This is a genomic window from Nonomuraea soli, assembly GCF_013761175.1.
GTDB lineage: Bacteria > Actinomycetota > Actinomycetes > Streptosporangiales > Streptosporangiaceae > Nonomuraea > Nonomuraea soli.
On sequence record NZ_JACDUR010000004.1, the window covers coordinates 759,244 to 784,473 of the forward strand.

The following is a 25,230-nucleotide window of genomic DNA, read 5'->3' on the forward strand; positions in this document are numbered from 1 at the left end:
TTCTATGCAGGCTTTCGATCTTTCCGGCAAGACGGCGCTCGTCACGGGAGCGTCGCGGGGCATCGGCAGGGCCATCGCGGTGGCCTACGCGCAGGCGGGCGCCGACCTGGCGCTGGTCTCCAGGTCCGCGGAGTCGCTGGACGAGGTGGCCAAGGAGGTCCAGCAGCACGGCAGGCGCGCCGTGGTGGTCCCCGCCGATCTGAGCGATCGTGACGCGGCGACGCGTGCCGTCCACCAGAGCATCGCCGAGCTCGGCCACCTCGACGTCGTCGTCAACAACGCGGGCGGCTCGAACTTCATGGTCGAGTTCAAGGACCTGCGCCTGTCGGGCTGGGACAAGCTCATGCGCCTCAACCTCGACTCGGCGATGGCGGTCTGCCACGCGGTGGCGCCGCACCTGCTGGGCCGCTGGTCCGGGTCGGTGATCAACGTGGCGTCGGTCGGCGGGCTGGGCGCCGCTCCGCTCCTGGCCCCGTACGGCGCGGCGAAGGCGGCCCTGGTGTCGCTGACCAGGTCGCTGGCGGTGGAGTGGGGCGCGATGGGAGTGCGCGTCAACGCGCTGTGCCCCGGCTGGGTGGCCACCGACCTCAACAGCAACCTGCGGGAGGACGAGGAGACCAGCAAGCGCACGGTCGGCAACGTGCCGCTGCGGCGCTGGGGCACCCCGGAGGAGATGGCGCATCCGGCGGTCTTCCTGGCGAGCGACGCGTCCGCTTACATGACGGGTCAGGTCCTGGTCGTGGACGGCGGTTTGACGGTCGGCTGATAACCGATATTTGGGTGGATGACCAAAGGGCGGCCGGTCATCAACCGGGCTACCGTGTGATCCGTGCAGCTTCACACGAGATCAGCCGGGAGCGGCCTCCCTGTCGTCCTGCTCCACGCCTTCCCGCTCTCGTCGGCCATGTGGCTGGCCCAACGGGAGGGCCTGGCGGCCACCTGCCGCGTGATCACTCCCGATCTGCGGGGGTTCGGCGGCTCGCGGCTGCCGGAGGAGGAGCCGTCGCTCGACCTCATGGCCGACGACGTCGCGGAGCTGCTCGACCGCGAGGGGATCGAGCGGGCGGTGATCGGCGGCCAGTCGATGGGCGGCTACGTCACGATGGCCTTCTGCCGCCGCCACCCTGACCGGGTGCTCGGGGTCATCCTGGCCGACACGAAGGCGAGCGCCGACCAGGAAGCCGCGCGCGACAACCGCGAGCGGATCGCGCGGGCCGTGCTCGACGGCGGGCCCGAGGTGCTGATCCAGGAGGTGCTGCCCGCGCTCACCGGCACGACCACCAAGCAGCGGCGCGCCATGGTGCACGGCAGGGTGCGGGAGCTCGTGCGCTCGGCCCCGCCGGGGGCGGTCGCGTGGGCGCAGCGGGCGATGGCGGCGCGGCCCGACAGCTTCGACACCCTCGCGGCGCTGAAGGCGCCGGTGCTGGTCATCGTGGGGGAGGAGGACGAGCTGTCGCCGGTGGCCGACGCCGAGGCCATGGCGCGTGCCGTACCCGAGGGTTCGTCGCTGACGGTGATCGAGAAGGCGGGGCACCTGAGCGCGGTCGAGCAGCCGGAGGCGTTCAACGCGGCGGTGGCCCGCTTCGTCCGGGAGCTGGCCCCCCACCCGTGACCTAGTGCCCCGCCTGCCGGGGGTGCACCAGCTCGCGGATGATCAGGGCGATGGCGGCGGCCACCGGGATGGCCAGCAACGCGCCGACGATGCCGAGCAGCGCGCCGCCGATGAGCGCCGCGATCACGGTGACCGCCGGGGTGACGTTGACCGAGCGCGTCATGACGCGCGGGTAGATCAGGTAGTTCTCGACCTGCTGGTAGACCACGAAGAAGACCAGGCAGGCCAGCCCCAGCGGCAGCGACTGCAGCAGCGCCACGAGGGTGACCACCGCCGCGCCGATCGTGGCGCCGACCAGGGGGATGAGGTCGAGCACCGCCACCACCAGGGCGAGCGCGAGCGCGTACTTGACCCCGGCGAAGTGCAGGAAGATCCAGCTGACGACGCCCGCGATGACCGAGATGAGGATGTTGCCCGCGACGTAGCCGCCGATGCCGCTGAGGATCTGGTCGGTGATCGACTCCGTGCGGTAGCGCCGGGAGGCGGGCACCAGCTTGAGCAGGTACTGCTTGGTGGAGTGCAGGGAGCCGAGGAAGTAGAGCATCAGCACGAGCAGGGTGAGACCGTTGAAGACGCCCCCGAGCACCTCGACGCCGGCGTTGAGTATGCCGCCCGCGAGCGTGGGGCCGAGCTGCGAGGCGACGAAGGAGATCGCCTGCTGGATGATCCCGTACTCCGCGTCGAGCTGCTGGACCGTCGGGTTCTGCTGCAGTTCGGTCAGGTAGCCGGGCAGCGCCTGGATGAAGGCGGTCAGCTCGCGGCTGACCGGCGGCACGATGGCCAGGCCGAACAGGGCGAACAGCACGATCACCGAGGCGAAGACGATCGAGATGGCCCAGCGCCTGGCCAGCCCCCTGCGCTGCAGCGCCTCCACGGCGGGGTTGAGCCCGATCGCCAAAAACATCGCCACCACGATGAGGATGATCACGCTGAGGGAGTGGATGACCATCTGGCCGATCGCGATCGCGGTCAGCACGCCCAGGCCGCCGATCAGGCCGAACAGGAAGGGCCCCCTGGTCAGCGGCTTGCCGGGCAGGCCGTAGACGTGGGTGTCCGATGGGGCGGGCTCCTCCGTGACGGCGTGCGCGGGCTCGTCTTGCTGGGACACGGCAGCTCCAAATGGGGATAAATCCGGCTTTAGCCGTATGAAATGCGAAAGGAGAGCCTAGCGAAAGGCCAGGCTCTCCTTGGACGGGTTTCGCTGCTACAGGCGTTGCCAGAGCGCCGGGACGTTGGACGGCTCCCAGCCGGCCAGCGCGGTGTGCGGCTGGCGGCACTGGTAGTTGACGCCCTGGTAGGTCACCCGGTCACCGGCGGCGTACGCGGTGCCCGCCCGCCAGGCGGGGTAGGTGCCGGTGGGAGTCACGGTCGGGCTCGACGTCACGGTGGGGGTGACGGTCGGGCTGGACGTCACGGTGGGGGTGACGGTCGGGCTGGACGTCACGGTGGGGGTGACGGTCGGGCTGGACGTGACCGTGGGGGTGATCGTCGGGCTGGACGTCACGGTCGGGGTGATCGTCGGGCTGCTGGTCGGGCCGCTGCAGAGGCCGACCTCGCGCCACACGTCGTTGGTGCCCGGCTCGTTGTTCTGCGACCACCATCTGGCCTCCCACACCTTGCCCTTGTGCGAGACCCGCTGGCCGCCCGTGTAGATCTTGCCCGCCTCCCACGGAGGCTCCGTGCACGTGCCGCCGGTCGGGGTGACGGTGGGCGAGGCCGTGGGCGTGACCACGGTGCCGCCGCGCGCCAGGTCCTGCACCAGGCCGTACGTCCTGCCGCCGAAGGTGACCGTGTAGTTGTTCGGTCCGGGAGCTGGCAGGTAGTAGACGTAGTCCATGGTCACCGAGGCGCCGGGCGCGAGCGACTGCCAGGCCGGCAGCTTGACCGAGACCCGGTTGTAGTCGCCCTTGAGCCCGCCGATGTTGTTCGCGCCGGTGTGCTCCTTGCCGATCACGGTCAGCCCGAAGCCGGACTGGTCCTTGGCGTTGGGCGGCGAGGCGGCGGAGTAGTCCCACTGGAACTCGGCGCCGCCCGGCACGGTCACCGCGGACCGGTTGGTGATCTTCAGCTTGGCGCTGATCGGGTAGTTGCTGTCGCCGACCGGGAAGCCGCCCGCCTCGATGGTGATGTCGAGCTTCTCGGCGGGGATGGCCACCTTGGCGCGGGTCGCGTTGTACGGCGCGGCGGTCTTGAGCGTGTCGTGGGCCAGCGTGGTCAGCGTGTCACCCATGAAGTACTCGGAGCCGGTCCACTTGTAGTCGCCCGCGAGCTCCCAGATCATCATGCCGCCGAGGCCGGTGTCGCGGACGTACTCCGCCTTGGCCCTGATCGACTGCTCGTCCTCGGTCGACAGGAACACCTTCTTGCTGGAGTTCCACAACCACGGCGCGACCAGCGTCGAGTCGTAGTGGCGGGCGTAGGTGCCGGAGATCCGGTCGTTCGGGTCGTTGACCGGGTCCAGGCCGTACTGCCCGATGTAGGAGCCCTGGATGCCGCGCTCCAGGTTCTTGGCGTGCCACATCGGGTTGCCGCCGCCGGGCGTCTCGGCCTGGCCGTCCAGGTCGTGCCAGACGTTGTCGATGCCGATCGCGCCGTCGCCGCAGGTCGTCAGCCCGGTGGGGCAGCCCGAGCTCTTGGGCGCCGTGCCCCACAGGCCGTTGGTGCCGCCGTTGACGTTCTTCCAGCCGCGCGTGTAGTACGGCACGCCGATGTTGATGCGGCCTGGGGGCATGGCGCCGCGGAAGTAGTGGTAGGCCCAGTCGGTGTTCAGGTACCCGATGCCGCCGTACTGCGAGGTCGTGTAGACGCCCCACTTGGCCAGTTCGGCGTCCTTGCCGTCGTCGTAGAGCGCGGCGTTCGGCCCGACGAACTCGTTCCACGCGCCGTGCAGGTCGTAGGACATGATGTTGACGTAGTCGAGGTACTGCGTCACCTGGAAGGTCTCCATGCCGCGCAGCAGGTATCCGCTGGCGGGGGCGGCGATGGTGAGCAGGTAGTACTTACCGTCCTGGGCCGAGGCGCGGTCCAGGCGCTCACGCAGCGACTTCATCAGCTTGACGTAGTTGCCCATGAGCGTGGCCCGCCGGGCGTTGGCGATCTGGAAGTCGAGCGGGTTGCCCGCGTCCTTCATGCTCGTGGGGTACTCGTAGTCGATGTCCACGCCGTTGAAGCCGTACTTGCGGATGAACGACACGGCCGAGTCGGCGAAGGTGTCGATCGCCGCCTGGCTGTCGGTCATCGTGTAGAAGCCGCCCGACGCCTGCCGGTTGCCCGCGTCGTCGAAGTACCCGCCGCTCTCGGCCCAGCCGCCGACGCTGATCAGCGTCTTGGCGTGCGGGTTCTGCTTCTTGAGCGTGTTGAGCAGGTTGAAGTGCCCCTTGTACGGCAGGGCGGGATCCTGGCCGGGGAAGGTCATCCCGGTCGCCGGGTTGGACGCGTTGTCGGCGCCCACCGAGATCCTGTTGTCGGGTCCCACGTGGGCGAAGGCGTAGTTGATGTGGGTGATCTTCGACCAGGGGATGTTGCTGGCCAGGTAGGCGGGCTGGCCGTTCTGCCCGTGGCGCCAGCCGGTGAAGTAGCCGATGACGCGGCGCGGGTGGTCCGCGCCCATCTTCTCCCGGCCGTTCTCGTCGTAGACGTCGCAGTAGGGGACCGTGACGTCGGCCGTCTTGTACAGCCCGTCGGGGCGGCAGGTCTCGTGGTCGACCGCGGCGTCGACCCTCGTGGCGGCCGTGGCGGCCAGGGCCGTCGCCGCCAGGGCCAGGGCCGCGGCGCAGGCGGCAAGTCGCAGTCTCGCTAAGCGGGGGGTGGTGCTCATCATCGCCGTCCAGGGGGTGAAAAGGCGTTGTTGAGCGCGAACGTAAGGCGGCGCGGACAGCCGGGTCAATGGTTTCTTTTAGGAAAGTTTCCAAATAATTAATCGGCCTGAGTGATGCTGACCACGACGTTCCCGCGCTTGTGACCGGTCTCCACGTGGCGGTGCGCCTCGGCGATGTGCTCGAAGGGATAGCGGCGGTCGATGACGACACGCAGCTGGCCCGCCTCCAGGAGCCCCCTGATGAGCTGGAGCGCCTGGTTCTTCTCCACCGACATGCCGGTGACGACCCTCGGGGTGACCAGGGAGAGCAGGGAGTTGTGCAGGCCGGTGGTGACGGCGTAGCGGCCCCGCCTGCCCAGAACGGCCCTGGCCCTGGCGAAGGACGACTTGCCCAGGGTGTCGAAGACGATGTCGTACCTCGCCCCGCCGCGGCTGTAGTCCTGCTTGGTGTAGTCGATCACCTCGTCGGCGCCCAGTTCGGTCACCAGATCGGCGTTGGACGGGCCGCAGACCGCCGTCACGTGCGCCCCGAGCCGCTTGGCCAGCTGGACGGCGTAGCTCCCGATGCTTCCCGAAGCCCCGTAGATCAGGACCCTGTGGCCCGGACGGATCCCCGCCTTGCTCAGGAAGTGCAGCGCCGTCGACGCCCCGTCGACTGATGCCGCGGCCTCCTCGAAGCCGGCCGTGGCCGGCTTGAGCGCCAGCGAGGCCTGCTGCGGCAGGCACACGTACTCCGCGTTCGCCCCCAGCCGGAACCCCGTGAACCCGAACACCTCGTCGCCGGGTCCGAACCTGGTGACCTTGCTCCCCACTGCCTCGACCTGCCCGGCCAGCTCCGTGCCCAGCCTCCGCATGCGCTTGCGCGGGCGCAGGAAGCCGAGGATGACCCTGCCCCACAGCGGGCGGCCCCGCCGCATCGCGCACTCCGCCGAGGTGACCGTCGTCGCCCGCACCTTGATCAGCACCTCGCCGTCCCTGGGGCGAGGCTTCGGCACCTGGTGGAGGCTGATGACCTCGGGCGGGCCGAACCTGGTGTAGACCGCTGCCTTCATGGGGCCAGCATGGAGGACGGCCGCTGTGGAGAAGCTGAGAGCGCTCATGATCCGGACGGACCGAAACGTTCGGTCCTGATGGCGCCGGGATCGTGACCGAGGCCCACGAGCAGATCGGCGGCCGCCTCGACGAAGCCGGTGGGCCCGCACACGAAGCAGGCGGCGCCGGGACCGTCGAGATCCGCGGCGGTCAGGCGGCCGGGCGGGCGGGGGTGGCCGCCGGGCGCCTCCCGGGTGTAGAGCAGGCTGACCCGCACCCCCGGGTCGGGGCTCAGCAGCTCCGAGGCGTAGTGGAGCCGGCCCGGCGAGCGCAGCGAATGGACCAGGTGGAAGGGGGCGCGCACCCCCGCCGCCCGGCGAGCGCGGATCATGGCCATCATCGGCACGATCCCCGCGCCGCCGGAGACCAGCAGCACCGGCGTCGTGGCGGGGCGCCAGACGAACCAGCCGCCGATCGGGCCGTGGATCTCCACCTGGTCGCCGACTCTCAACTCGTCGGTGAGGTAGGGGGAGACCTCGCCGTCGTCGATGCGCTCCACGGTCAGCTCCACGCCCTCGGCGCTCGCCAGAGAGTAGCTGCGGCGGGCGCTGTAGCCGTCCGGCGCGGTCAGCCGTACGTCGACGTGCTGGCCGGGCAGGTGACCCGGCCAGTCAGGCGCGTCGAAGACCAGCGTGCGGGAGCCGGCGGTCTCGTCGTGGGCGCCGGCCAGGCGGACGGTACGCCACCTAGTCATCGGCGTAGCGCTGCTCGCGCCAGGGATCGCCGTAGTTGTGGTACCCGGCGCTCTCCCACAGGCCGGGGTGGTCCTGGTGCAGCAGGCGGATGCCGCGCACCCACTTGGCCGACTTCCAGAAGTACAGGTGCGGGACCAGCAGCCGGGCAGGACCGCCGTGCTGGGGCGCCAGCTCGTGGCCGTCGTAGCCGTAGGCGATCCAGGCCTTGCCGTCCAGCAGGTCCTCCAGCGGGAGGTTGGTGGTGTAGCCGCCGTAGCAGTAGACCAGCGCGTAGTCCGCGGCCGTCTCCACCCGCTCGAAGAGCACGTCGAGCGAGACGCCCCGCCAGCGGGTGTCGAGCTTGGACCAGCTGGTCACGCAGTGGATGTCCACGGTCGGCGTCTCGGACGGCAGGGCCGTCAGCTCCTCCCAGCTCCACCGGTGCACCTGCTCGGTCTCGGTGTCGATGGCGAACTCCCACCGATCCAGCGGTATCCGGGGCGTCGGCCCGGCCGACAGGACAGGAAAGCCCTGGGTGAGGTACTGCCCGGGCGGCAGCCGGTCGTCGCGGTGGTGCTTGCCGCGGAAGCCTCGGGAGAAGACCGTCACGACGGCTCCTGCTGGGCGCGGGCGAACCACTGCTGGATCTGGGCGTCGCGGCAGACGGTGGTGAGCAGGTCGGCGGTCACCGGATCACGGCCGACGTCCGGGTTGCCCAGCCATGCGACGGCCACCGCGGCGACGCGGCCCAGTCCGGCGTCCATGGCGGCCAGGGCCTGACCGGTGGTGAGCCGGCCGAAGGGCAGCGACTCCAGGGTGGTGCGTTCGCTCAGTGTCTCGCTGCCGGCGTCAGGCCAGCCGCCGAGGGCGGTGATGCGCTCGGCCAGCGTGTCGGCGTGGGAGCGCAGGGTCTGCGCGAGCTCGTCCAGCCAGTGGTGCACGGGCAGGAACGTGGCGCCGCGCACGTTCCAGTGTGCCTGCCTGGCCTGCGACGCCAGCTCGGCGACGTCGACGAGGACGTCCTGCAGGGCTGCGGTCGCCAGGTGGGCGGGCTGCGTGGAGGTCATGCTCTTCGCGTCCTTTCGTGGATGGATCCGGCCTCCGCGGCGCGTGCCGCGGAGGCCGGCCCCCGGTGTCAGGAGTGGTCCAGGGCCCAGGCGAGGGCGTGGTCGGCGACCTCCTCCCAGCCCTTCTCCGCGGGCATCAGGTGGGCACGGCCGGCGAACTCGACCACCTCGGTGATGGTGTGCTCCGACTTGTAGTGCGCGGCGTTGGAGCGCTGGATCTTGGGCGGCATGAGGTTGTCGTGCTCACCCGAGATGAACAGCAGCGGCTTGCGGGCGTCGTTGCGGTAGTTCACCCAGTTGTCGTCCTTGCCCGGGTGGATGTTGGCCAGCGCGCTGCCCCAGAAGACGTTCCCCGACGCGGGGATGTGGTAGCGCTCGTAGGTGGCGCGGGCCTCGTCCTCGGGGAAGGTGTTGGTGAAGGCGTAGCGCCAGTGGTCGTAGTCGAGGCCGACCGCGCGGTGCCGGTTGGCGGGGTTCTTCAGGACCGGGAAGGTGGCCTTGATCTGCGAGAGCGGGATGATCTTGACGCCCTCGGTGGGCGCGGAGTTGATCGCCACGCCCGCCGCCCCGTACCCGTGGTCGAGCAGGATCTGGGTGAAGACGCCGCCCGCCGAGTGGCCCATGAGGATCGGCGGCTTGTCCAGGCCGCCGACGAGCTTCTCCAGCGAGCTGATGATCTCCGGGACGCTGAGCCGCTCGATCGGCGTCGGGTCGGCGTTGAGCGCCTCGACCTCGACCTCGAAGCCGGGGTAGGCGGGGGCCAGGACCCTGAAGCCCTTGCGCTCGTAGTGGGCGACCCAGTTCTCCCAGCTGCGCGGGGTGACCCAGAAGCCGTGGATCAGGACGATCGTGTCGGGTTTCATCGCGATGCTCCTAGCGGGTTGAGGCGTGGGCGGCGAAGATGACGGCCGCCGCCGCGGCAGGGTGGGAGATCATGACGACGTGCGAGGAGTTGATCTCGGTGACCTTGCTGCCGGCGCGCTTGGCCATGAACCGCTGAGCGGCCGGCGGGATGACCTTGTCCTGGGTCGGGATGAGGTACCAGGACGGGATGCTCTTCCAGGCGGGGGCGCCGCTGGCGCCGGACAGCCCGCCGACGCTGCCGGGACGCTGGGTGGCGGCCATCAGCCGGGTGGTGTGCTCGGGCAGGTCGGCGGCGAACACCGCGCGGAACTGGGCGGGGTCGATGTATCCGTCGGTACCCGGCTCGGTGCTGCCGGGAATCGGGTAGTGGCGCGCGATGAGGGCATGGCCGAGCTCGCTGCCGGGGAACTGCCCGGCCAGCTGCAGGGCGCTCTCGCCCTCGTCGGGAGCGAAGGCGCCGAGGTAGACCAGGGCCCTGACGTTGTCGTGGCCGCGGGCGGCGTTGGTGATGACGACGCCGCCGTAGGAGTGGGCCGCCAGGATGACCGGCCCCGGGATGGTGTCGATGATGCTGGAGACGTAGGCGGCGTCGGCCGTGGTGTCGCGCAGCGGGTTGGCCGGGGCGATGACCGGGAAGCCCGCCCGCTGCAGCAGGGCGATGACGCCGTTGAAGCCGGAGGCGTCGGCGAAGGCGCCGTGCACCAGCACGACAGTGGGTTTGGCGGTCGAGCCGGTCGAGCTGGTCGTGGTGTTCGCCTGCGCGGAGGCGGCCCCCGTGATGGCGAGCAGGGCGATGGTGAGAACGGCGAGCAATCGCTTGATCATGATCGGAGGCCCTTTCAGGAGGCGAGGAAGGCGAGCAGGTCGTCGTTGAACTCGCGCTCGAAGGCGCCGGCCAGGCCGTGCGGGGCGCCCGGGTAGACCTTGAGCGTGGCGTCCTTGACCAGCTCGGCGGCCTTGGGAGCCGAGGCGACGAAGGGGACGATCTGGTCGTCGTCGCCGTGGGCGATCAGGGTCGGGATGTCGAAGCTCTTGAGGTCCTCGACGAAGTCCGTCTCCGAGAAGGCCCTGATGCAGTCGAGCGCACCCTTGACGCCGACCTGCATGCTCCACAGCCAGAAGGCGTCGATGACACCCTGCGACACCTCGGCGCCCGGCCGGTTGTAGCCGTAGAAGGGGACGGCCAGGTCCTTGTAGAACTGCGAACGATCGTTGCTCACCCCGGCCCTGATGCCGTCGAACACCTCGATGGGCAGGCCCTCCGGGTTGTCGTCGGTCTTGAGCATCAGCGGCGGCACGGCGCCCAGCAGGACCGCCTTGGACACGCGGGAGGTGCCGTGCCGTCCGATGTAGCGGGTGACCTCGCCGCCGCCGGTGGAGTGGCCGACCAGTACGGCGTCACGCAGGTCCAGGGTTTCGATCAGCTGGGCCAGGTCGTCGGCGTAGGTGTCCATGGCGTTGCCGTCCCACGGCTGGCTGGAGCGGCCGTGGCCGCGCCGGTCGTGGGCGATGGCACGGTAGCCGTGCGATGCCACCAGGTGCATCTGGTTGTCCCAGGCGTCGGCGTTGAGCGGCCACCCGTGGCTGAAGACGACCGGACGGCCCGAGCCCCAGTCCTTGTAGAAGATCTCGGTTCCGTCCGAGGTGGTCACGTAAGGCATGTCAGGTTCCTTCAAGTCGGTGTCGATGGCACGACGCTAGGTCTGCGGTGCCGGGGTCGAAATCGGTCAGATGACTGCATGTGAGCCGACGGGCTCGTGACTTAAGCGGTCACCCAGCTCCTTGGCGCGGGTCTCGGGGGCGAGCAGGACCGCGATGCCGATGACGGCCGAGCAGCCCATGAGCAGCAGGGCGATGGGCCACGACGCGCCGCCCGCGTTCGCGACCAGGGTGGCCGCCACGAGGGGTGCGGGCCCGCTGGCCAGCGCGGCCGTCCACTCGCGGGAGACGGCGATGCCGCTGTAGCGGTGCCGCGTGCCGAACAGCTCGGTCAGCATCGAGCCGAGGACGGCGAACATCGCGGTCACGCAGACGCCGTAGCCGAGCGTGAGCGCGAGGATCACCAGCACGGGCCGGCCGGTGTCGATCAGCCAGAACATCGGGAAGGCGAACAGGGACAGGGAGAGCGCGGCGCCGAGGAAGACGGGGCGGCGGCCGACGCGATCGGCCAGCAGCCCGAACAGCGGCATGAGCACGATCCCCACGACGGCGGAGACGATGTTCGCCGTCAGGCCGACCGTGGCGGGCAGCCCGAGCGTCTTGGTGACGTACGACAGCACGAAGACGTTGAGGATGTAGCCGATCGCGCCGTACGGGGCGTTGAGGGCGACGGCGATCAGCAGGTGACGCGGCTGCCGCCTGACGACCTCCAGCACGGGGAAACGGCTCACCCCTCGCGCCCGCTCGCGCTCGAAGAGCTCGGATTCCGGCACCCGGATCCTGAAGAACAGCCCGACGCCGACGCCCACCAGGCTGAGCAGGAACGGCACCCGCCAGCCCCACGACTCGAACGACGGCAGCGGCGCGAACACGGTGAAGACCAGGGTGGCGACCAGGATGCCGATCTGCACGCCCGTGCCGGGAAGCGAGGCCCACAGGCCGCGCCGCCGCGGGTCGCTGGTCTCGGCGACCATGACCAGGGCGCCGGCGAACTCGGCTCCGGCGCCGAATCCCTGGGCCAGCCGGAGCACCACGAGCATGATGGGCGCCGCCAGCCCCACCTGGTCGTAGGTGGGCAGCAGGCCGATGCAGGTCGTGGACAGCCCCATCAGCAGCAGCGTCAGGACCAGGGCGGGCTTGCGCCCGAGCCGGTCGCCGACGTGCCCGAACACGACTCCGCCGATGGGCCGGGCCAGGAAGCCGACGGCGAACGCGGTGAAGGAGCCGAGGGTGCCCGCCAGGGGAGCGTCGGCGGGGAAGAACTGGTCGTTGAAGACGATCGCCGCGGCCAGCCCGAAGAGCGCTAGGTCGTAGAACTCGACCGCGGTGCCGATGACGGCGGCCTTGGTCACTGATCTGTTGGTCATGACTGCCTCCTTGAGAGTCGGCTTTGAGGCGTGCGGAATCGGCGGGCGGCGCGTCACGTACGGGCCGTCCGGGGGAGGGGAGGGTCAGAGGGCCGCCTGGCGGATGAGGTCGGCCACCGCGGCGGGCTGGGAGATGTGGACGGCGTGGCTGCCGATGACCTCGACGACGGTCGAGCCGGCACGCTCGGCCATCATGCGCTGGGTCGGCGGCGGGATCATCCGGTCCTGGGTCGCGAGCAGGTACCAGCTGGGCCGGTGCCTCCACGCGGGCTCGGCGACCGGCCCGCGCAGGGCGTCCACGCCCCACGGGACCTGTGAGTCGGCCATGAACGCGGCCAGCCGGTCGGGCAGGTCGGCGGCGAACCAGCCGGCGAACTTCTCGCGGTCGAGCAGGAGCATGCCGTCCACCGGGGGGAGGACGGGCGGCAGGGTGGCGATGAGGCTTCCGACCGATTCGCCCCGGTCGGGGGCGAACGCGGCGACGTACACCAGCGACGCGACGTTGGGATGGGCGCCGATCATGCTGACGACCACCCCACCGTAGGAGTGCCCGACCAGGACGGCGGGACCGTCGAGGCCGTCCAGGACCCGGCGGGCCGCCGCGGCGTCGCCCTCCAGCGACAACGCCCGGTTCTGCACGACGTGGACACGCAGCCCGTGCCAGGTCAGTTCCTCGTGGACACCACGCCAGCCGGATCCGTCCACGAAGGCACCGTGCACCAGCACGATGTCCCTGATCGTGGTCATGGTCGCTCCCGAGCTGGGAGGACAGGCCCTGTGCCTGTCCCGTTGCACACCATCAAAGTCGCCGGCGTGCTGGGGGACCACGCAGAACAGCATGCAGAAGTGGTGCGGAACCGTCAGGACGCGAGGTCGCGGCAGCGGTCGCTCGCGTCGCTGTCGCCGATGGCCTCGAAGACCTCGGCCGCCCTCGCGTAGGTCTGACGGCTCTCGCCGGCCCGGCCCTCCTCTGCCAGCAGGGAGGCCAGCGTCTGCAGGGCGCCCGCCATGACGGCAAGCACCTGAGCTTCCTCAAGCAGGACGATCGCCTCGGTGAGCCTGGCGATCGCCTCGGATCTGCGGCCGAGAAGTCCCAGGCATTCGCCGATGCGGGCCAGCGCGATTGACCGGGTGAAAGCCGCCGCGTTCGGCAGCAGGCCTGACGCGTCGTCGTTCACCAGGTCCCACAAGGCCAGGTAGTGCTCCAGAGCCTGCGGGTACTGGCCGGCGTCGCGGTAGCAGGTGCCCAGGGAGCCGAGGCAGTGGCTGTAGGCCTCGACGTCGCCGTCGGCCTTGAAGATCTCCGCCGCCCGGCTCTGCGCCTCGATGGCCTCGTCGAGCCTGCCGAGCCTGCGCAGCGCGCCCGCCGCGAAGTGGTGGGCGGAGGCGATCTCCTCGGAGCTGCCGCCACGCACGGCCAGATCCATCGCCTGCGCCGTGTAGCGCAGCGCGGCCTCCATGTCGCCTCCCGACACCAACTGGTCCGCGGCCAGCGCGTTCAGATGCGCGGCCTGGCGGGGCAGATCTCCCAGAGCGGCGGCCGCCTTCGCGCCGAGGGTGAAGACGTCGGGCCAGTGCCCCGCGTGCATCCACCGGTCGGCGAAGCGGATCATCGACATGCCCAGCAGGAGCACTGCGGCGTGCCCGCCACGGTCGGCGGCCTGGCGCAACGCACCCAGCCAGTTGTCCACGTTCGCTCGCAGCCAGCGGTCGGCCTCCTCCTGGGTGGACAGGCCCGTGAGTTCGGGGTCGCGATGGCTGTGGATCGGTTCGAACCACGATCCCGCGCTGGTGGCCATCCGCAGCAGCCATGAGGTCACCGCGTCGACGACCGCGTCGCGATCGGCAGCGGGTTCCTCCGCCCTGAGCCGCTCGCGGGCGAACAGCAGGACCAGGTCGTGGAAGCGGTAGCGTCCCGACGCCCCGTCCTGCAGCAGGCCCAGGTCGACGAGCTCGTCGAGGGCGTCCCACGCCCCGGCGATCGACGTGCCGCCCGCGACGGAGGACAGGGCGGCGTCGAAGTCGCGGCCCGGCACCAGGGACAGGCGGCGGAAGACCCGCCGCGTGTCCTCCGCGAGCTGGTCGTAGGAGAGCCCGAACGCCGTGGCGATCTTCAGGTCGCCCGCGCTGAGCTGGTCCAGGCGGCGCTCCTCGTCCGTCAGCCGGGCGGCGAAGTCGGCGGCGTTCCAGCCGGGACGGCTGGCCAGCCGGTTGCCGGCGATCCGCAGCGCGAGCGGCAGCCCGCCGCACAACTGCGCCAGATCCCAGAGGGCGGGGTCCGCGTCCGGGGTGCCGCGGTCCTTCAGGATCCCGGTCAGCAACTGCGTGGCCTCCATCGGCGGCAACGGCCCGAGGCTGAGCCTGCGCACGCCCTCCAGCCCGGCCAGCAGGCGGCGGCCGGTCACCAGGGCCCTGGCCGTGCCGCCGCCAGGCAGCAGCGGCCTGACCTGCTCCTCGGAGGCGGCGTTGTCGAGCACGACCAGGACGCGCCGCTCGCGCAGGAGCGAGCGGTACAACGAAGCCCGTTCGCCGACGCCGCCAGGAAGCTGCTGATCCGTCAGGCCGAGCGCACGCAGCAGCATGCCCAGCGCCTCATCGGAGGGCAGGGGCTCGGCGGACATGCCGAACAGGTCGAGGAAGAACACCCCGTCGGGGAAGTCCGGCCGCAGCGTGTGGGCGGCGCGGATCGCCAGGGTGGACTTGCCCAGCCCGGCGGATCCGGTGATGAGCCCCGGTCCCGCCTCGCCCGCCCGCATCACCTCAGCGGCCCAGGCCAGCTCCGCGGACCGGCCCGTGAAGTCATCGACGGGCCTGGGCAGTTCGCACAATCCGGTCGGCCTGGCCCAGTGGTCGCGCAGGCGGCCCTCGCGCGCCAGCTCGATGAGCTGCTCGCGTTCGGCGCCCGCCAGGCGCAGGGCGTCGGCCAGCGCGGTCACGGTCCGGTGCTGCGGGCCCTTGCTGCGCCCGCGCTCCATGTCGGACAGCGTGCGGGCACTGACTCCCGACGCCTCGGCGAGCTGTTCCAGCGTCAGGCGTGCCGCGCGCCGATGGCGTCGCAGCACCTCCGCGAAGCTGAGTGGAGTGGCGATGGGGGGACTCCCTCTGCACGATCCGGTGGAGATCAGGCACAGCTTACGGCCGGCCCCGCCTCTAGTCTCGTGCCGGGTGGCCTCAGGGCCGGCCCGCGTCAGCGGTGCCGAGCGCCCTGGCCAGGAAGTGCCCGGCCTGGTCGATCGCCTCCTGGGCGGAATGGGTGCCGCGCAGGGCGTTGAGCGTCATGAAGCCGTGGATGACGCCCAGATAGCGGACCGCCGTCACCGGCACGCCCGCCTCGCGCAGCCGTACGGCATAGGCCTCGCCCTCGTCGCGCAGCACGTCGGCCTCGGCGGTGATCACCAGCGTCGGCGGGAGGCCGCTCAGCTCCCTGCGCGTGGCCCGCAGCGGTGAAGCGGTGCTCTCGGCCCGCCTGCCGTCGTCAGGGATGTACTGGTCCCAGTACCAGCGCATCCCGTCGGCCCGCAGGAAGTAGCCCTCGGCGAAGTCGCGGTAGGAGCCGGTGTCGCACGAGGCGTCGGTCGCCGGGTACAGCAGCACCTGCCCGGCCAGCCGCCCGCCCGCTCGCAGGGCCAGGGCCGCCGCCAGGTTCCCGCCGGCGACCGCGATGCGGGAGGCGTCCAGCGCGAGCCCGGCGCCGTGCCGTCTCACCCAGTCCAGCGCGCCGAGGCACTCCTCGAGCGCGACCGGGTACCGCGCCTCGGGGGCGGAGCTGTAGTGCACGAACGCCACCGCCGTCCTGGCCTTCAGCGCCAGCTCGCGGGCGAGCCTGCTGTCGGAGTGCTCGCCGCCGAACACCCAGTCGCCGTGCATGTACAGCACCACCGGCAGGGTGTCGTCGCAGTGTTCGGGACGGTAGACGGTCAGGCCGGCGATCTCCTGGCTGACGGTGCCGGGGACCAGGATCTGCGGCTGCTGGACGTCGCGCATGGCCTGGCGCCCCTCCCTCGGCGCCATGCCGTACAGGAACGGCGGGCTCGCGGTGGCGTCGGCGAAGGCCTGAGCGGCAGGATCCAGCACCGGCTTTGTCATGAAGGCTCCCGGACAACAGCGGATGGCGTGCCGACACTAGGGTGAGGACACGCCCCGGGGTATGCGTCGCATGACGTATTTCGCGGCACAGTAAGCGAGCGGCACAGTAAACGATTCGTGCGAGAGAAGCGGGAGAGCGCAGATGGCCCTGTTCGGGCGTGAGCGCGAGACCGCCCAGGTCGAGAGCCTGGTGACGCGGATCCCCGAGCAGGGCGACGCGCTGGTGATCAGAGGCGAGGCGGGCATCGGCAAGTCGGCCCTGCTGGCGGTCGCCCTCGACTGCGCGCGGGCGCGCGGGTTCGCCACGGCCATGGCCGCGGGCGTGCAGAGCGAGACCCATCTGCCCTTCGCGGGGCTGCACCAGCTGATCCAGCCGATGCTCGAGACCGCCTCCGAGCTGCCGGTCGCCCAGCGCGACGCCCTGCTCAACGCGTTCGGCATGGGCGACGGCCAGCCTCCCCAGCCCTTCCTCGTCGCGCTGGCCGTACTGAACCTGCTCGGCGAGACCGCGTCGGCCAGCCCGCTGCTCGTCGTGGTGGAGGACCTGCAGTGGCTCGACCGGCCCACCACCGAGGTCCTGGCCTTCGTCGCCCGGCGCCTGAGATCCGAGCCGATCGGGATGATCCTGGCCGTGCGCGAAGGGTATGCCACCACCTTCGACGACATCGGCCTGCCGGAGCTGAGCCTGGGCACGCTCGATCTGTCGGCGGCCGAGAAACTGCTCGACAGCCGGCCGTCCAAGCTCTCCGCCGGCGTGCGATGGCGGGTGCTGGCCGAAGCGGCCGGTAACCCGCTCGCCCTCGTCGAGCTGCCGGTCGCCCTCGGCAGGGAGCCCGGCCCGCCCTCCGGGGAGTTCCTGCCGCTCACGGCCCGGCTGGAGCGCTCCTTCGCCACCCGCCTGGCTGAACTGCCGCGACGCACCAGGATGCTGCTGCTGGCCAGTGCCGCCAACGACAGCCACGACCTGCGCGAGGCCCTGACGGCCGCGGGCGCGGCCACCGGGACCCGGCTGTCGCTGGCCGACCTGGCCCCGGCGATCGACCTCGGCCTGGTGATGCTGCACGAACGGGTGGTGCGCTTCCGCCACCCCCTCGTGCGCTCGGCCATCTACCAGAAGGCAGGACCGCTCGACCGGCAGGTCGTCCACCTGGCGCTGGCCGACGTGCACGCCCAGGACCCCGACCGCAGGGCCTGGCACCGGGCGGCCGCGCTCGACCACCCCGACGAGAGCGTCGCGGCCGACCTGGAGCACGTGGCGCTCCGGGCCAGGCAACGCGGCGCGCTCACCGTGGCGGTCACCGCCCTGCGCCGCGCGGCGGAGCTCAGCGAGCACCTGCCCGATCGTGCCATGCGCCTGCTGCGCGCCGCGGAGCTCGCCTTCGAGCTGGGGCGCGGCGAGCTGATCACCGAACTGCTCGCCCTGATGGACCCCACCCTGCTCGCCGGGCAGGAACGTGCCAGGCTCGCGTGGCTGAACGAGATGCTGGAGGAGGGCCGCAACGAGGGGCCGCAGCGGGTACGCCGGCTCATCGCCACCGCCGAGGAGCTGGAGAGCTCCGAAGACCAGGCCCTGGCACGCAACTTCGTCCGAGCGGCGGCGATGCGCTGCTGGTGGCGCGACCCCGGCCCTGAGCTGCGCGGCCGGGTCGTCGCCCTGGCCGAACGGCTGGCCGCGCACGACGACGACCCCGAGCTGCTGGTCGCGCTGGCCACCGCCGCGCCGGTCGAACGGGCGGGCGAGCTGATCGAGCGGCTGACCAGGTTACGGGAGACGCGGTTCGACGGCGCCATGGGCAGGCTGCTGGGCGTGGCCGCCAGCACGATCGGCGCCTACGAGCTGTCGGCCGCCTTCCTGGACGACTCCATCGGCGAGCTGCGCGCCCAGGGACGGCTCGGGGTGCTGGCTCAGTCGCTGACGTCGCAGGCGGTCAACCGCGTGCTGGGCGGCGACTGGCCCAGCGCCATGCTGGTGGCCGAGGAGTGCGAGCGGCTGACCAGGGAGACCCACCAGCCCCGCTGGCAGTCGGCCTCCCTGGCGATCCTGGCCCTGCTCGCCGGGCTGCGCGGCGACGCGGAGCACGGGCTGGAGCTGGCCGCCAGGAGCGAGCGGGTGCTGGGGAGCGTCACCATCGCCTCCAACATCGCCATGATCCAGTGGGCCAGGGGCCTGATCGCGCTGTGCTCGGGCCGGCACGACACCGCCTTCGGCCACCTGTGGCGCATCTTCGACCGCCGCGACGCCGCCTACCATCCCAACTGGGGCTCGGTCACGATCAGCGAGCTGTCCGAGGCCGCGGTGACGGCCGAGCACCGCGACCTGGCCCGTACGGCCCTGGCGGAGATGGAGCTCATGGGCGCCCGGTCGCCCTCTCCCTACCTGCACGTGAACCTGCGCCATGCCAGAGCCGTGCTGGCCGACGACCCCGACGAGGCCGGCGCCCTGTTCGAGGCCGCCCTCGCCGCCGACCTGTCCTCATGGCCCACCGCGCGGGCACGGCTGCTGCTCGCGCAGGGCGTGTGGCTGCGCCGCCGGCGCCGGATCGTCGAGGCCCGCGGCCCGCTGCGTGCCGCCCGCGACGCCTGCGACAAGCTCGGGCTGCTGGCCTGGGGCGAGAAGGCCCGCCAGGAACTGCGCGCCACGGGCGAGGGCAGCCACCTGCGCGTGCCGAGCTCCGCCGAGCAGCTCACCCCGCAGGAGCTGCACATCGCCAAACTGGCCGCGACCGGCCTGTCCAACCGCGAGATCGGCCAGCAGCTCTACCTGTCGCACCGCACGGTCGGCACCCACCTGCACCACGCCTTCCGCAAGCTGGGCATCACCTCACGCGGCCAGCTGCGCGACGTCCTCTAAGTCACGCCGTCCGCGGCGTCTACGTCATGCGACCGATACCCCGCGCGCGGGGCGGCTGCCTACCGTCGTGGCATGCCGTCAACTCGCCAGGAACTCCAGCAGCAGCTGGTTCCACTGCTCGTCGTGGGTGAGCGGGGCTCCGTGCGGCGCGTCGGGAATCGTGACGAGCGCGCTGCCCGCGATCGCCCGCACCAGCCGTGCCCCGCTGTCCAGCCGCGGGACGAACGCGTCGCCCTCACCGTGGATGATCAGCGTGGGCACGGCGACGGCCGCCAGGTCGCCGGCGGGATCGGCCGACCCCCACGCCGTCATCGACTCCGCGGTGGCCCGCGGAGAGGCGCCGGCGGCCAGGCCGAGCAGGTACAGGCGGGTCCGCTCGTCCAGGGCGCTGTAGCCGTCGACGGCGAAGAAGCGCAGCAGCAGGTCGTCGAGCATCGGGATGCGGTGCCGCCGCGAGGCGGCCCTCAGCTCGTCGGCGAGCGGGTCCGGATACACCACCGGGCTGCCCAGGACCAGGCGGGCCACCCGCCGCGACGCCGCCGCGTAGCCGACCGCCTCCGCGCAGCCGGTGGAGAAGCCCACCAGCGTCACCCCGGTCAGGTCGAGCGCCTCGACCAGGGCCGCCAGATCGGCCGTGAACGTGGCGTGGTCATAGCCGTGCCACGGCCGGCTGGAGTCGCCGAAACCGCGCCGGTCGTAGCAGACCACCCGGCGCCCCGCCTCGACGAGCGCGCCGATCTGGGGCTCCCAGAACCGGCACGACAGGGGCCAGCCGTGCACCAGGACGACGGGCGGCCCGTCGCCGACGTCCTCGTAGAAGAGGCTCACGTCTGTTCCCACCTGTAGTCGCGGCACCCGCCCAGCATGCCCCGACCGGCAGGCCCGGCAATCGGTCAAATGACTGCACTCAGGAGACGCACACCACATGGACATCATCGGACGCGCCGCGGAACTGGACACCCTTCGGCAGGCGATCGACCGCGCACCCGGCGTGCTGCCCAACCTCGTTCTGCACGGCGACCCCGGCGTGGGCAAGTCCGTGCTGCTGCGGGCCGGGATCGCCCACGCCAGGCAGCGGGGCATGCGGGTCCTGGGCGGCAGCGGCTTCGAATCCGAGGCCCAGCTCGCCTATGCCGGACTGCACCAGCTGTTCGCGCCGGTGATGGGCTACCTGGAGCGGGTGGAGCCCTTCCACCGCGACATCCTGCGCCGTGTGCTGGGCATGCAGGAGGGGTCCGCGCCCGACCGGCTGGCGATCTCGGTGGCGTCGCTGGCGCTGCTGGCCGCGGTGGCCGAGGACGGGCCGGTCCTGATCGCCGTCGAGGACGCCCACTGGGTGGACCACCTCACGCGCGAGGTGATGATGTTCGTCCTGCTCCGGCTCGAACCCTACGACCTGCGGGCCGTCTTCGCCCGCCGGCCGCTGACGGCCACCGAACGTGTCACGCCGGGCGTGCACATGCTGGAGGTCGCACCGCTCGACGACCAGGCCGCCGGGCTGCTGCTCGACCGGCTCCACCCGGACCTGCCGCCGTCGGTGCGCGAGCGGGTGCTCACCGAGGCGGCGGGCAACCCTCTGGCCATCACCGAGCTGCCGCAGACCTCCGTCGGCGTCGAACTGCTCCCTGGCGGTGCACCCCTGCGGACCCGGCTGGAGACCGGGTTCGCGGGCCGGCTGCTGGAGCTGGCGCCGCGGATCAGGACGACGCTGCTGGTGGCCGCGCTCGACGGCGACCGGCTGGAGCATCGGGCCGAGCTGTCGCCGTACGAGCTGCTGGAGGCCGAGCGCGCGGGCCTCGTCACGCGCGACTCGACACCGTCCGGCCTGCGCTTCCGCCACCCGCTGGTCAGATCGGCGATCATCAGGACGGCCTCGCCCGAGGAGACCCGCGGGGCCCACGCCGTCCTGGCCGACCATCACCAGGCCGACCCCGAGCTGCGCATGTGGCACCTGGCCGCGGCCACCGTCGAGCCGGACGAGCGGGTGGCCGCCGAGATCGAGAAGGCCGCCCGCGCGGTGTCCTCGCGGGGCGGCAGCGGGCTGGCCGTCAAGGCGCTCCAGCGGGCCGCCGAACTGACCCCCGACCCGTCCGCGCGTGCCGTACGGCTGGAGCACGCCGCCGAGCTGGCCGGCGAGTCGGGCCAGCTCGCCCTCGCCCAGGCCCTGCTGGATGAGGCACGCCGGCACCTGGACAACCCCTCCAGAGCCCTGGCCACCAGGGCGCAGATCCTCATGCTGCGCCACGGCGACCTCGACGCCGCCCGCCGCCTGCTGCGCAGCACGCCGTCGGCGGGGCCGCTGGTCAGGGTGATGGCGGCCTCCTACGTCCAGGACGCGAAGGAGTGGGCGGAGGTGTCCGACGTGGTCGCCGGCTGCGACGACGACCTCGCCCGCCTGCTGCACGACGTGTTCCTGGGCAGCAGCTCGGCCGACGTCGTGCGCACCGCGCTCGACACGCTGCCCGCCGACGCGCCCCCCGGCCGGGTGGCGGCCCTGTTCCGCGCCGCCACCTGGATGGACCTGCTGCCCGAGTACCGCGACCGCATCCGTGCGCTGACCGAGGGCGAGACCGGGCAGGGCGCGGTGACCCACGCCGCCAGCGGCTACTGGCTCGCCGCCCACGACCACTTCCTGGCCGGACGATGGGAGGAGGCGGAGGGCGCCGCCAACGCGGGCCTCGACCTGTGCGTCCGCCACGACCTGGAACTGCTGGCCCACGACCTGCGCTGCAGCCTGGGCTGGCTGGCCGCCGCCAGGGGCGACGCCGACAGCGCCCGCGAATACAGCAGGACCGTCGAGGAGTGGGCCGCCCCGCGAGGCAGCGGCCTGCACCTGTCCCTGTCGGCGCGCAACCTCGGGCTCGCCGCGATGGCGCACGGCGACTACGAGACGGCCTACACGCACTGGACGAGGATCAGTCCGGCCGGGGACATCCCGTCACACGTGGCGTTCGCGCCGTGGGCGGTCTTCGAGCTGGTGGAGTCGGCGATGCGCACCGGGCGCACGGACGAGGCGAAGGCGCACGCCGCCGCCGCGCTCCCGCTGGCCGCCCGCGCGCCCCGGCTGCGCCTGCACGTCATGGCCGCCCAGGCCCTGGTCGCGCCGGACGAGGAGGCGGTCGCGCTGTTCAAGGCCGCGCTCGCGCTGCCCAGGACCGAACGCTGGCCGTTCGACCACGCCCGCGTCCGGCTCGCGCTCGGCGAGCTGCAACGCCGCCGGCTGCGGCCCGGCGAGGCGCGGCCCGAGCTGCGCAGGGCCGCCGACCTGTTCGCCTCCGTCGGCGCGACCGCCTGGCAGCAGCGGGCCGAGCAGGAACTGCGCGCCACCGGCGTGGCCGTGGCGCAGCGCTCGCGCGGCGTGCACGGGCTGACCGCGCAGCAGCTGGAGGTGGCCCGCCTGGCGGCCTCCGGGCTGAGCAACAAGGAGATCGGGGAGCGGCTGTTCCTGTCGGCGCGCACGGTGAGCGCTCACCTGTACCGGATCTTCCCCCGGCTGGGCATCACCTCGCGGGCGGCTCTGCGTGACGCGCTGGCCGATGCGGGCGATGCAGTCAACTGACCGATTCGTCCCTGGCCGCCGGTCGCCGATGCTCGTGCCGTGATCGAACTGGCACGAACCGAGGAGACCGTCATGACCGTCCGTTCCCAGCACCGCGGCCTGAGCCTGCTGATCGCCGCACTCACCCTGCCCCTCGGCCTGACCGCCGCCGTCACCCCGGCCTCGGCCTCGGCCTCCGCCAAACCCACCGTGGTGCTGGTGCACGGGGTGTTCGCCGACTCCTCCGGGTGGAACGAGACCATCGCCAGACTTCAACGGGCCGGCTTCCCGGTGATCGCCGCCGCCAACCCCCTGCGTGACCTGGACGGCGACGCCGCCTACGTCTCCAGCATCATCGACACCATCCCCGGCCCCGTCATCATGGTCGGCCACTCGTACGGCGGCGCCGCCATCACCAACGCCGCCCGCGGCCACGCCAACGTCAAGGCCCTGGTCTACGTCGCCGCCTTCGCGCCCGACAAGGGCGAGACTCCGCTGGAGCTGGCGGGCAAGTTCCCCGGCAGCAAGCTGCCCCCGGCGCTCGTGGTCAGGCCCTATCCGGGCGGCAAGGACGGCTACATCGACCCGGCGAGGTTCCGCGACGTGTTCGCCGCCGACCTGCCCGCCTCGCAGACCCGGCTCATGGCCGCCACCCAGCGGCCGGGCAGCGTGGGCGGCCTGTCAGGGCACAGCGGGGTGCCGGCGTGGAAGAGCGTGCCGTCGTGGTTCGTGATCCCGTCGAAGGACAACGTGATCCCGCCCGCGGTGCAGAGGTTCATGGCCAAGCGAGCGGGAGGCACGATCACGGAGGTCGCGGGGGCGTCGCACGTGGTCATGATGTCGCGGCCCGACACGGTCGTGCGGCAGATCGTCGCCGCCCACACCGCCACCCGCTGACGACAGGCGAGCCCGGCTGCTGTCGACTGGCGAGCGCGGCTGCTGTCGACTGGCGAGCCCAATCGCTGTCGACAGGTGAGCCCGACCGCTGTCGACAGGCGAGCCCGGCGCCCTCCGGTGAGGAGGTCGCCGGGCTCGCCCAGCCGTCAATCGATCAGTCCCCGGACCGGCGGGTGACTACTCCTGCCACCACTCGGCGTCGTCGTCGGCCGTCTTGGACTCCTCCTTGGAGTTCGCCGAGTTCGAGTTCGAGTTCGGCACGGGCGCGGCGGCCGCGACCGGCTGGGGGGTCGGCTTGTCGTTGGCCGGGGCGATCGCCGGCTTGGCGGGCGCCGCGGTGACGGGGGCGGGCTCGGGCTCCATGCCCGGCAGCGAGGCGCCGCCGAGCAGCTGGCGCAGCTGGGCCAGGTGGCTGGTGATGCTGTCGCGCTGGCGGGTGAGGTCGTCGACGTGGCGCTGCATCTGGGTGCGGATGCGCTCGGCCTCGGCCTTGGCGTCGGCGACGATGTGCTCGGCGCTGGCCTTGGCCTCGGTGGCGAGCTGCTCGGACTGCTTGCGAGCGTTGGCGACCATCTGCTTGGCGTGCGAGTCGGCCTCACGGCGGGTCTGCTCGGCCTGCTGGGTGGCCTTGGCGGAGCGGGACTCGGCGGTGGCGGCGCGCTGCTCGGCCTCGGCGACCAGCTTCTGGGTGTTGGCCTGGGCGGTGGCGTGGCGCTCGGCGTCCTGGCGCTCGGCCTCCTCGCGGCGGGCGGCGAGCTGGATCTCGAACTCGGCCTCGTCCTGGGCGCGCTTGGCCTCGGACTCCTCCAGGACCCGCTGGGCCTGGGCGCGCATCTCGTCGGCCTGGCGCTTGGCGGTGGTGAGGACCTCGTCGCGCTCACGCTTGGTGGAGGCGCGCAGCTGGGCGACCTCACGCTCGGTGGTGGTGCGCAGCTTGGCGATCTCGCGCTCGGCGTCGGCGCGCTTCTCGGCGACCTCGTGGTCGGCGGTGGCGCGCAGCTTGGCGACCTCGCGCTCGGTGATCGCGGTGAGCTCGTCGGCCTCGCGACGGGCGGTGGAGCGGGTCTCGTCGGCCTCGCGCTCGGCCGTGGTGCGCGCCTCTTCCGCCTCCCGGGAAGCCTGCGCGCGCACGGAGGCGGCCTCGCTCTCGGCGGCGGCGCGCATGTCGGCGGCCTCCACCTTGGCGGCAGCCTTGATCTCGTTGGCTTCCGACCTGGCGGCCTGCACGAGCTCGGTCGCCTGTTCCTCGGCCAGGCGCAGCAACTGCTCGATGCGGGCGCCGAGACCGGAGTAGGTCGGCCGCTCCTGCTCCTGGAGCTGGCGCTGGGAGTCGCCCAGGTCACGCTGGAGTGCGGTGACCTGTTCGCGGGCCGTTCGCAGCTCGCCGTCGAGCTGCTTCAGGTGATCGTGGACCTGGTGCCGGTCATAACCACGGAGCACCACGTCGAACTCGCGCGCGGGGGCGTCCTCGAAGAAGTTGTTGAGCTGGGCGTCGATGTCGGACTGCATGGAGGCTCGATCCTGGGTTGTCGAGACGGCTACACGTGCCGGACGGGGGGTTCGGGGCACCCGAGCCGGGAGCCGTGGCTCGACAGCCAGGCTCCCATGTCCGGTGGAAAGCCAGCGTACTCCGCTGTTGGCGCGTTCGAGGCCCCGTCCGACTATCTGCGTTACCCGTTACTTGTGAACGTTATTTGCGTTTGCGG

Annotated in this window: 20 protein-coding genes; 5 read left to right on the forward strand and 15 right to left on the reverse strand. The window is 71.8% G+C overall.

The window, feature by feature from the left end:
• Positions 1 to 4 precede the first annotated feature (4 nt).
• A complete protein-coding gene (locus HNR30_RS21970) occupies positions 5 to 766 on the forward strand; it encodes an SDR family NAD(P)-dependent oxidoreductase (protein WP_181611773.1) in 762 nt (253 codons plus the stop codon).
• Positions 767 to 829: 63 nt separating this feature from the next.
• Positions 830 to 1,612 (forward strand): alpha/beta fold hydrolase, encoded by a 783-nt coding sequence (locus HNR30_RS21975; protein WP_181611774.1) that lies wholly within the window; start codon positions 830 to 832, stop codon positions 1,610 to 1,612.
• A gap of 1 nt (position 1,613) precedes the next feature.
• Here HNR30_RS21975 and HNR30_RS21980 read toward each other — a convergent pair whose 3' ends face one another.
• The 13 genes from HNR30_RS21980 to HNR30_RS22040 all read right to left on the reverse strand — a co-directional run bounded on the left by HNR30_RS21980 (position 1,614) and on the right by HNR30_RS22040 (position 16,238).
• Positions 1,614 to 2,720: an AI-2E family transporter gene (locus HNR30_RS21980; RefSeq protein ID WP_181611775.1), complete on the reverse strand. Its 1,107-nt coding sequence runs from the start codon at positions 2,718 to 2,720 to the stop codon at positions 1,614 to 1,616.
• A gap of 96 nt (positions 2,721 to 2,816) precedes the next feature.
• Positions 2,817 to 5,429 (reverse strand): chitinase C-terminal domain-containing protein, encoded by a 2,613-nt coding sequence (locus HNR30_RS21985; protein ID WP_220133806.1) that lies wholly within the window; start codon positions 5,427 to 5,429, stop codon positions 2,817 to 2,819.
• 98 nt (positions 5,430 to 5,527) lie between these two features.
• Positions 5,528 to 6,481, reverse strand: a complete 954-nt coding sequence (locus tag HNR30_RS21990; protein ID WP_181611777.1) for an NAD(P)-dependent alcohol dehydrogenase — start codon at positions 6,479 to 6,481, stop codon at positions 5,528 to 5,530.
• 44 nt (positions 6,482 to 6,525) lie between these two features.
• Complete coding sequence (locus tag HNR30_RS21995) at positions 6,526 to 7,215, reverse strand: ferredoxin reductase (protein ID WP_181611778.1); 690 nt, start codon at positions 7,213 to 7,215, stop codon at positions 6,526 to 6,528.
• Positions 7,208 to 7,804 carry a sulfite oxidase-like oxidoreductase gene (locus HNR30_RS22000; RefSeq protein ID WP_181611779.1) on the reverse strand — a complete coding sequence of 199 codons (597 nt, stop codon included), beginning with the start codon at positions 7,802 to 7,804 and terminating at the stop codon, positions 7,208 to 7,210. Before HNR30_RS22000 ends, HNR30_RS21995 begins: the two co-directional genes overlap by 8 nt.
• Complete coding sequence (locus HNR30_RS22005) at positions 7,801 to 8,262, reverse strand: Dps family protein (RefSeq protein WP_181611780.1); 462 nt, start codon at positions 8,260 to 8,262, stop codon at positions 7,801 to 7,803. Before HNR30_RS22005 ends, HNR30_RS22000 begins: the two co-directional genes overlap by 4 nt.
• A 68-nt stretch (positions 8,263 to 8,330) precedes the next feature.
• On the reverse strand, positions 8,331 to 9,125 hold the full coding sequence (locus HNR30_RS22010; RefSeq protein WP_181611781.1) for an alpha/beta hydrolase: 795 nt from the start codon (positions 9,123 to 9,125) through the stop codon (positions 8,331 to 8,333).
• A gap of 10 nt (positions 9,126 to 9,135) precedes the next feature.
• Entirely contained in the window at positions 9,136 to 9,951 is an 816-nt protein-coding gene (locus tag HNR30_RS22015) for an alpha/beta fold hydrolase (RefSeq protein WP_181611782.1), read from the reverse strand.
• Positions 9,952 to 9,965: 14 nt separating this feature from the next.
• Positions 9,966 to 10,787 (reverse strand): alpha/beta fold hydrolase, encoded by an 822-nt coding sequence (locus HNR30_RS22020; protein ID WP_181611783.1) that lies wholly within the window; start codon positions 10,785 to 10,787, stop codon positions 9,966 to 9,968.
• A gap of 66 nt (positions 10,788 to 10,853) precedes the next feature.
• Complete coding sequence (locus HNR30_RS22025) at positions 10,854 to 12,152, reverse strand: MFS transporter (RefSeq protein ID WP_181611784.1); 1,299 nt, start codon at positions 12,150 to 12,152, stop codon at positions 10,854 to 10,856.
• A gap of 84 nt (positions 12,153 to 12,236) precedes the next feature.
• The gene (locus HNR30_RS22030) at positions 12,237 to 12,899 is read right to left on the reverse strand and encodes an alpha/beta fold hydrolase (protein ID WP_181611785.1); all 663 of its coding nucleotides are present in this window, start codon (positions 12,897 to 12,899) and stop codon (positions 12,237 to 12,239) included.
• 113 nt (positions 12,900 to 13,012) lie between these two features.
• Positions 13,013 to 15,214 (reverse strand): ATP-binding protein, encoded by a 2,202-nt coding sequence (locus HNR30_RS22035; protein ID WP_181611786.1) that lies wholly within the window; start codon positions 15,212 to 15,214, stop codon positions 13,013 to 13,015.
• Between the two features lie 109 nt (positions 15,215 to 15,323).
• On the reverse strand, positions 15,324 to 16,238 hold the full coding sequence (locus HNR30_RS22040) for an alpha/beta hydrolase (RefSeq protein ID WP_181611787.1): 915 nt from the start codon (positions 16,236 to 16,238) through the stop codon (positions 15,324 to 15,326).
• A gap of 142 nt (positions 16,239 to 16,380) precedes the next feature.
• Here HNR30_RS22040 and HNR30_RS22045 point away from each other — a divergent pair, with 142 nt between their 5' ends.
• Positions 16,381 to 19,089: an ATP-binding protein gene (locus HNR30_RS22045; protein WP_181611788.1), complete on the forward strand. Its 2,709-nt coding sequence runs from the start codon at positions 16,381 to 16,383 to the stop codon at positions 19,087 to 19,089.
• A gap of 78 nt (positions 19,090 to 19,167) precedes the next feature.
• Here the strand turns inward: HNR30_RS22045 and HNR30_RS22050 are convergent, their stop codons facing one another.
• Positions 19,168 to 19,917, reverse strand: a complete 750-nt coding sequence (locus HNR30_RS22050; protein WP_220133807.1) for an alpha/beta fold hydrolase — start codon at positions 19,915 to 19,917, stop codon at positions 19,168 to 19,170.
• A gap of 97 nt (positions 19,918 to 20,014) precedes the next feature.
• Between HNR30_RS22050 and HNR30_RS22055 the strand changes: the two genes are divergently transcribed.
• Positions 20,015 to 22,648, forward strand: a complete 2,634-nt coding sequence (locus HNR30_RS22055; RefSeq protein WP_181611790.1) for an AAA family ATPase — start codon at positions 20,015 to 20,017, stop codon at positions 22,646 to 22,648.
• Positions 22,649 to 22,720: 72 nt separating this feature from the next.
• Positions 22,721 to 23,524, forward strand: coding sequence for an alpha/beta fold hydrolase (locus HNR30_RS22060; RefSeq protein ID WP_181611791.1), 804 nt, complete (start codon positions 22,721 to 22,723; stop codon positions 23,522 to 23,524).
• Between the two features lie 177 nt (positions 23,525 to 23,701).
• Here HNR30_RS22060 and HNR30_RS22065 read toward each other — a convergent pair whose 3' ends face one another.
• Complete coding sequence (locus tag HNR30_RS22065; RefSeq protein WP_181611792.1) at positions 23,702 to 25,033, reverse strand: DivIVA domain-containing protein; 1,332 nt, start codon at positions 25,031 to 25,033, stop codon at positions 23,702 to 23,704.
• Positions 25,034 to 25,230: the final 197 nt, after the last annotated feature.

Bases quoted from the DNA above. Each gene is read 5' to 3' on its own strand.
- HNR30_RS21970 (WP_181611773.1), top strand. From the start codon at position 5: ATGCAGGCTTTCGATCTTTCCGGCAAGACGGCGCTCGTCACGGGAGCG.
- HNR30_RS21985 (WP_220133806.1), bottom strand. From the start codon at position 5,429: ATGAGCACCACCCCCCGCTTAGCGAGACTGCGACTTGCCGCCTGCGCC.
- HNR30_RS21990 (WP_181611777.1), bottom strand. From the start codon at position 6,481: ATGAAGGCAGCGGTCTACACCAGGTTCGGCCCGCCCGAGGTCATCAGC.
- HNR30_RS21995 (WP_181611778.1), bottom strand. From the start codon at position 7,215: ATGACTAGGTGGCGTACCGTCCGCCTGGCCGGCGCCCACGACGAGACC.
- HNR30_RS22005 (WP_181611780.1), bottom strand. From the start codon at position 8,262: ATGACCTCCACGCAGCCCGCCCACCTGGCGACCGCAGCCCTGCAGGAC.
- HNR30_RS22010 (WP_181611781.1), bottom strand. From the start codon at position 9,125: ATGAAACCCGACACGATCGTCCTGATCCACGGCTTCTGGGTCACCCCG.
- HNR30_RS22015 (WP_181611782.1), bottom strand. From the start codon at position 9,951: ATGATCAAGCGATTGCTCGCCGTTCTCACCATCGCCCTGCTCGCCATC.
- HNR30_RS22020 (WP_181611783.1), bottom strand. From the start codon at position 10,787: ATGCCTTACGTGACCACCTCGGACGGAACCGAGATCTTCTACAAGGAC.
- HNR30_RS22025 (WP_181611784.1), bottom strand. From the start codon at position 12,152: ATGACCAACAGATCAGTGACCAAGGCCGCCGTCATCGGCACCGCGGTC.
- HNR30_RS22030 (WP_181611785.1), bottom strand. From the start codon at position 12,899: ATGACCACGATCAGGGACATCGTGCTGGTGCACGGTGCCTTCGTGGAC.
- HNR30_RS22040 (WP_181611787.1), bottom strand. From the start codon at position 16,238: ATGACAAAGCCGGTGCTGGATCCTGCCGCTCAGGCCTTCGCCGACGCC.
- HNR30_RS22045 (WP_181611788.1), top strand. From the start codon at position 16,381: ATGGCCCTGTTCGGGCGTGAGCGCGAGACCGCCCAGGTCGAGAGCCTG.
- HNR30_RS22055 (WP_181611790.1), top strand. From the start codon at position 20,015: ATGGACATCATCGGACGCGCCGCGGAACTGGACACCCTTCGGCAGGCG.
- HNR30_RS22060 (WP_181611791.1), top strand. From the start codon at position 22,721: ATGACCGTCCGTTCCCAGCACCGCGGCCTGAGCCTGCTGATCGCCGCA.
- HNR30_RS22065 (WP_181611792.1), bottom strand. From the start codon at position 25,033: ATGCAGTCCGACATCGACGCCCAGCTCAACAACTTCTTCGAGGACGCC.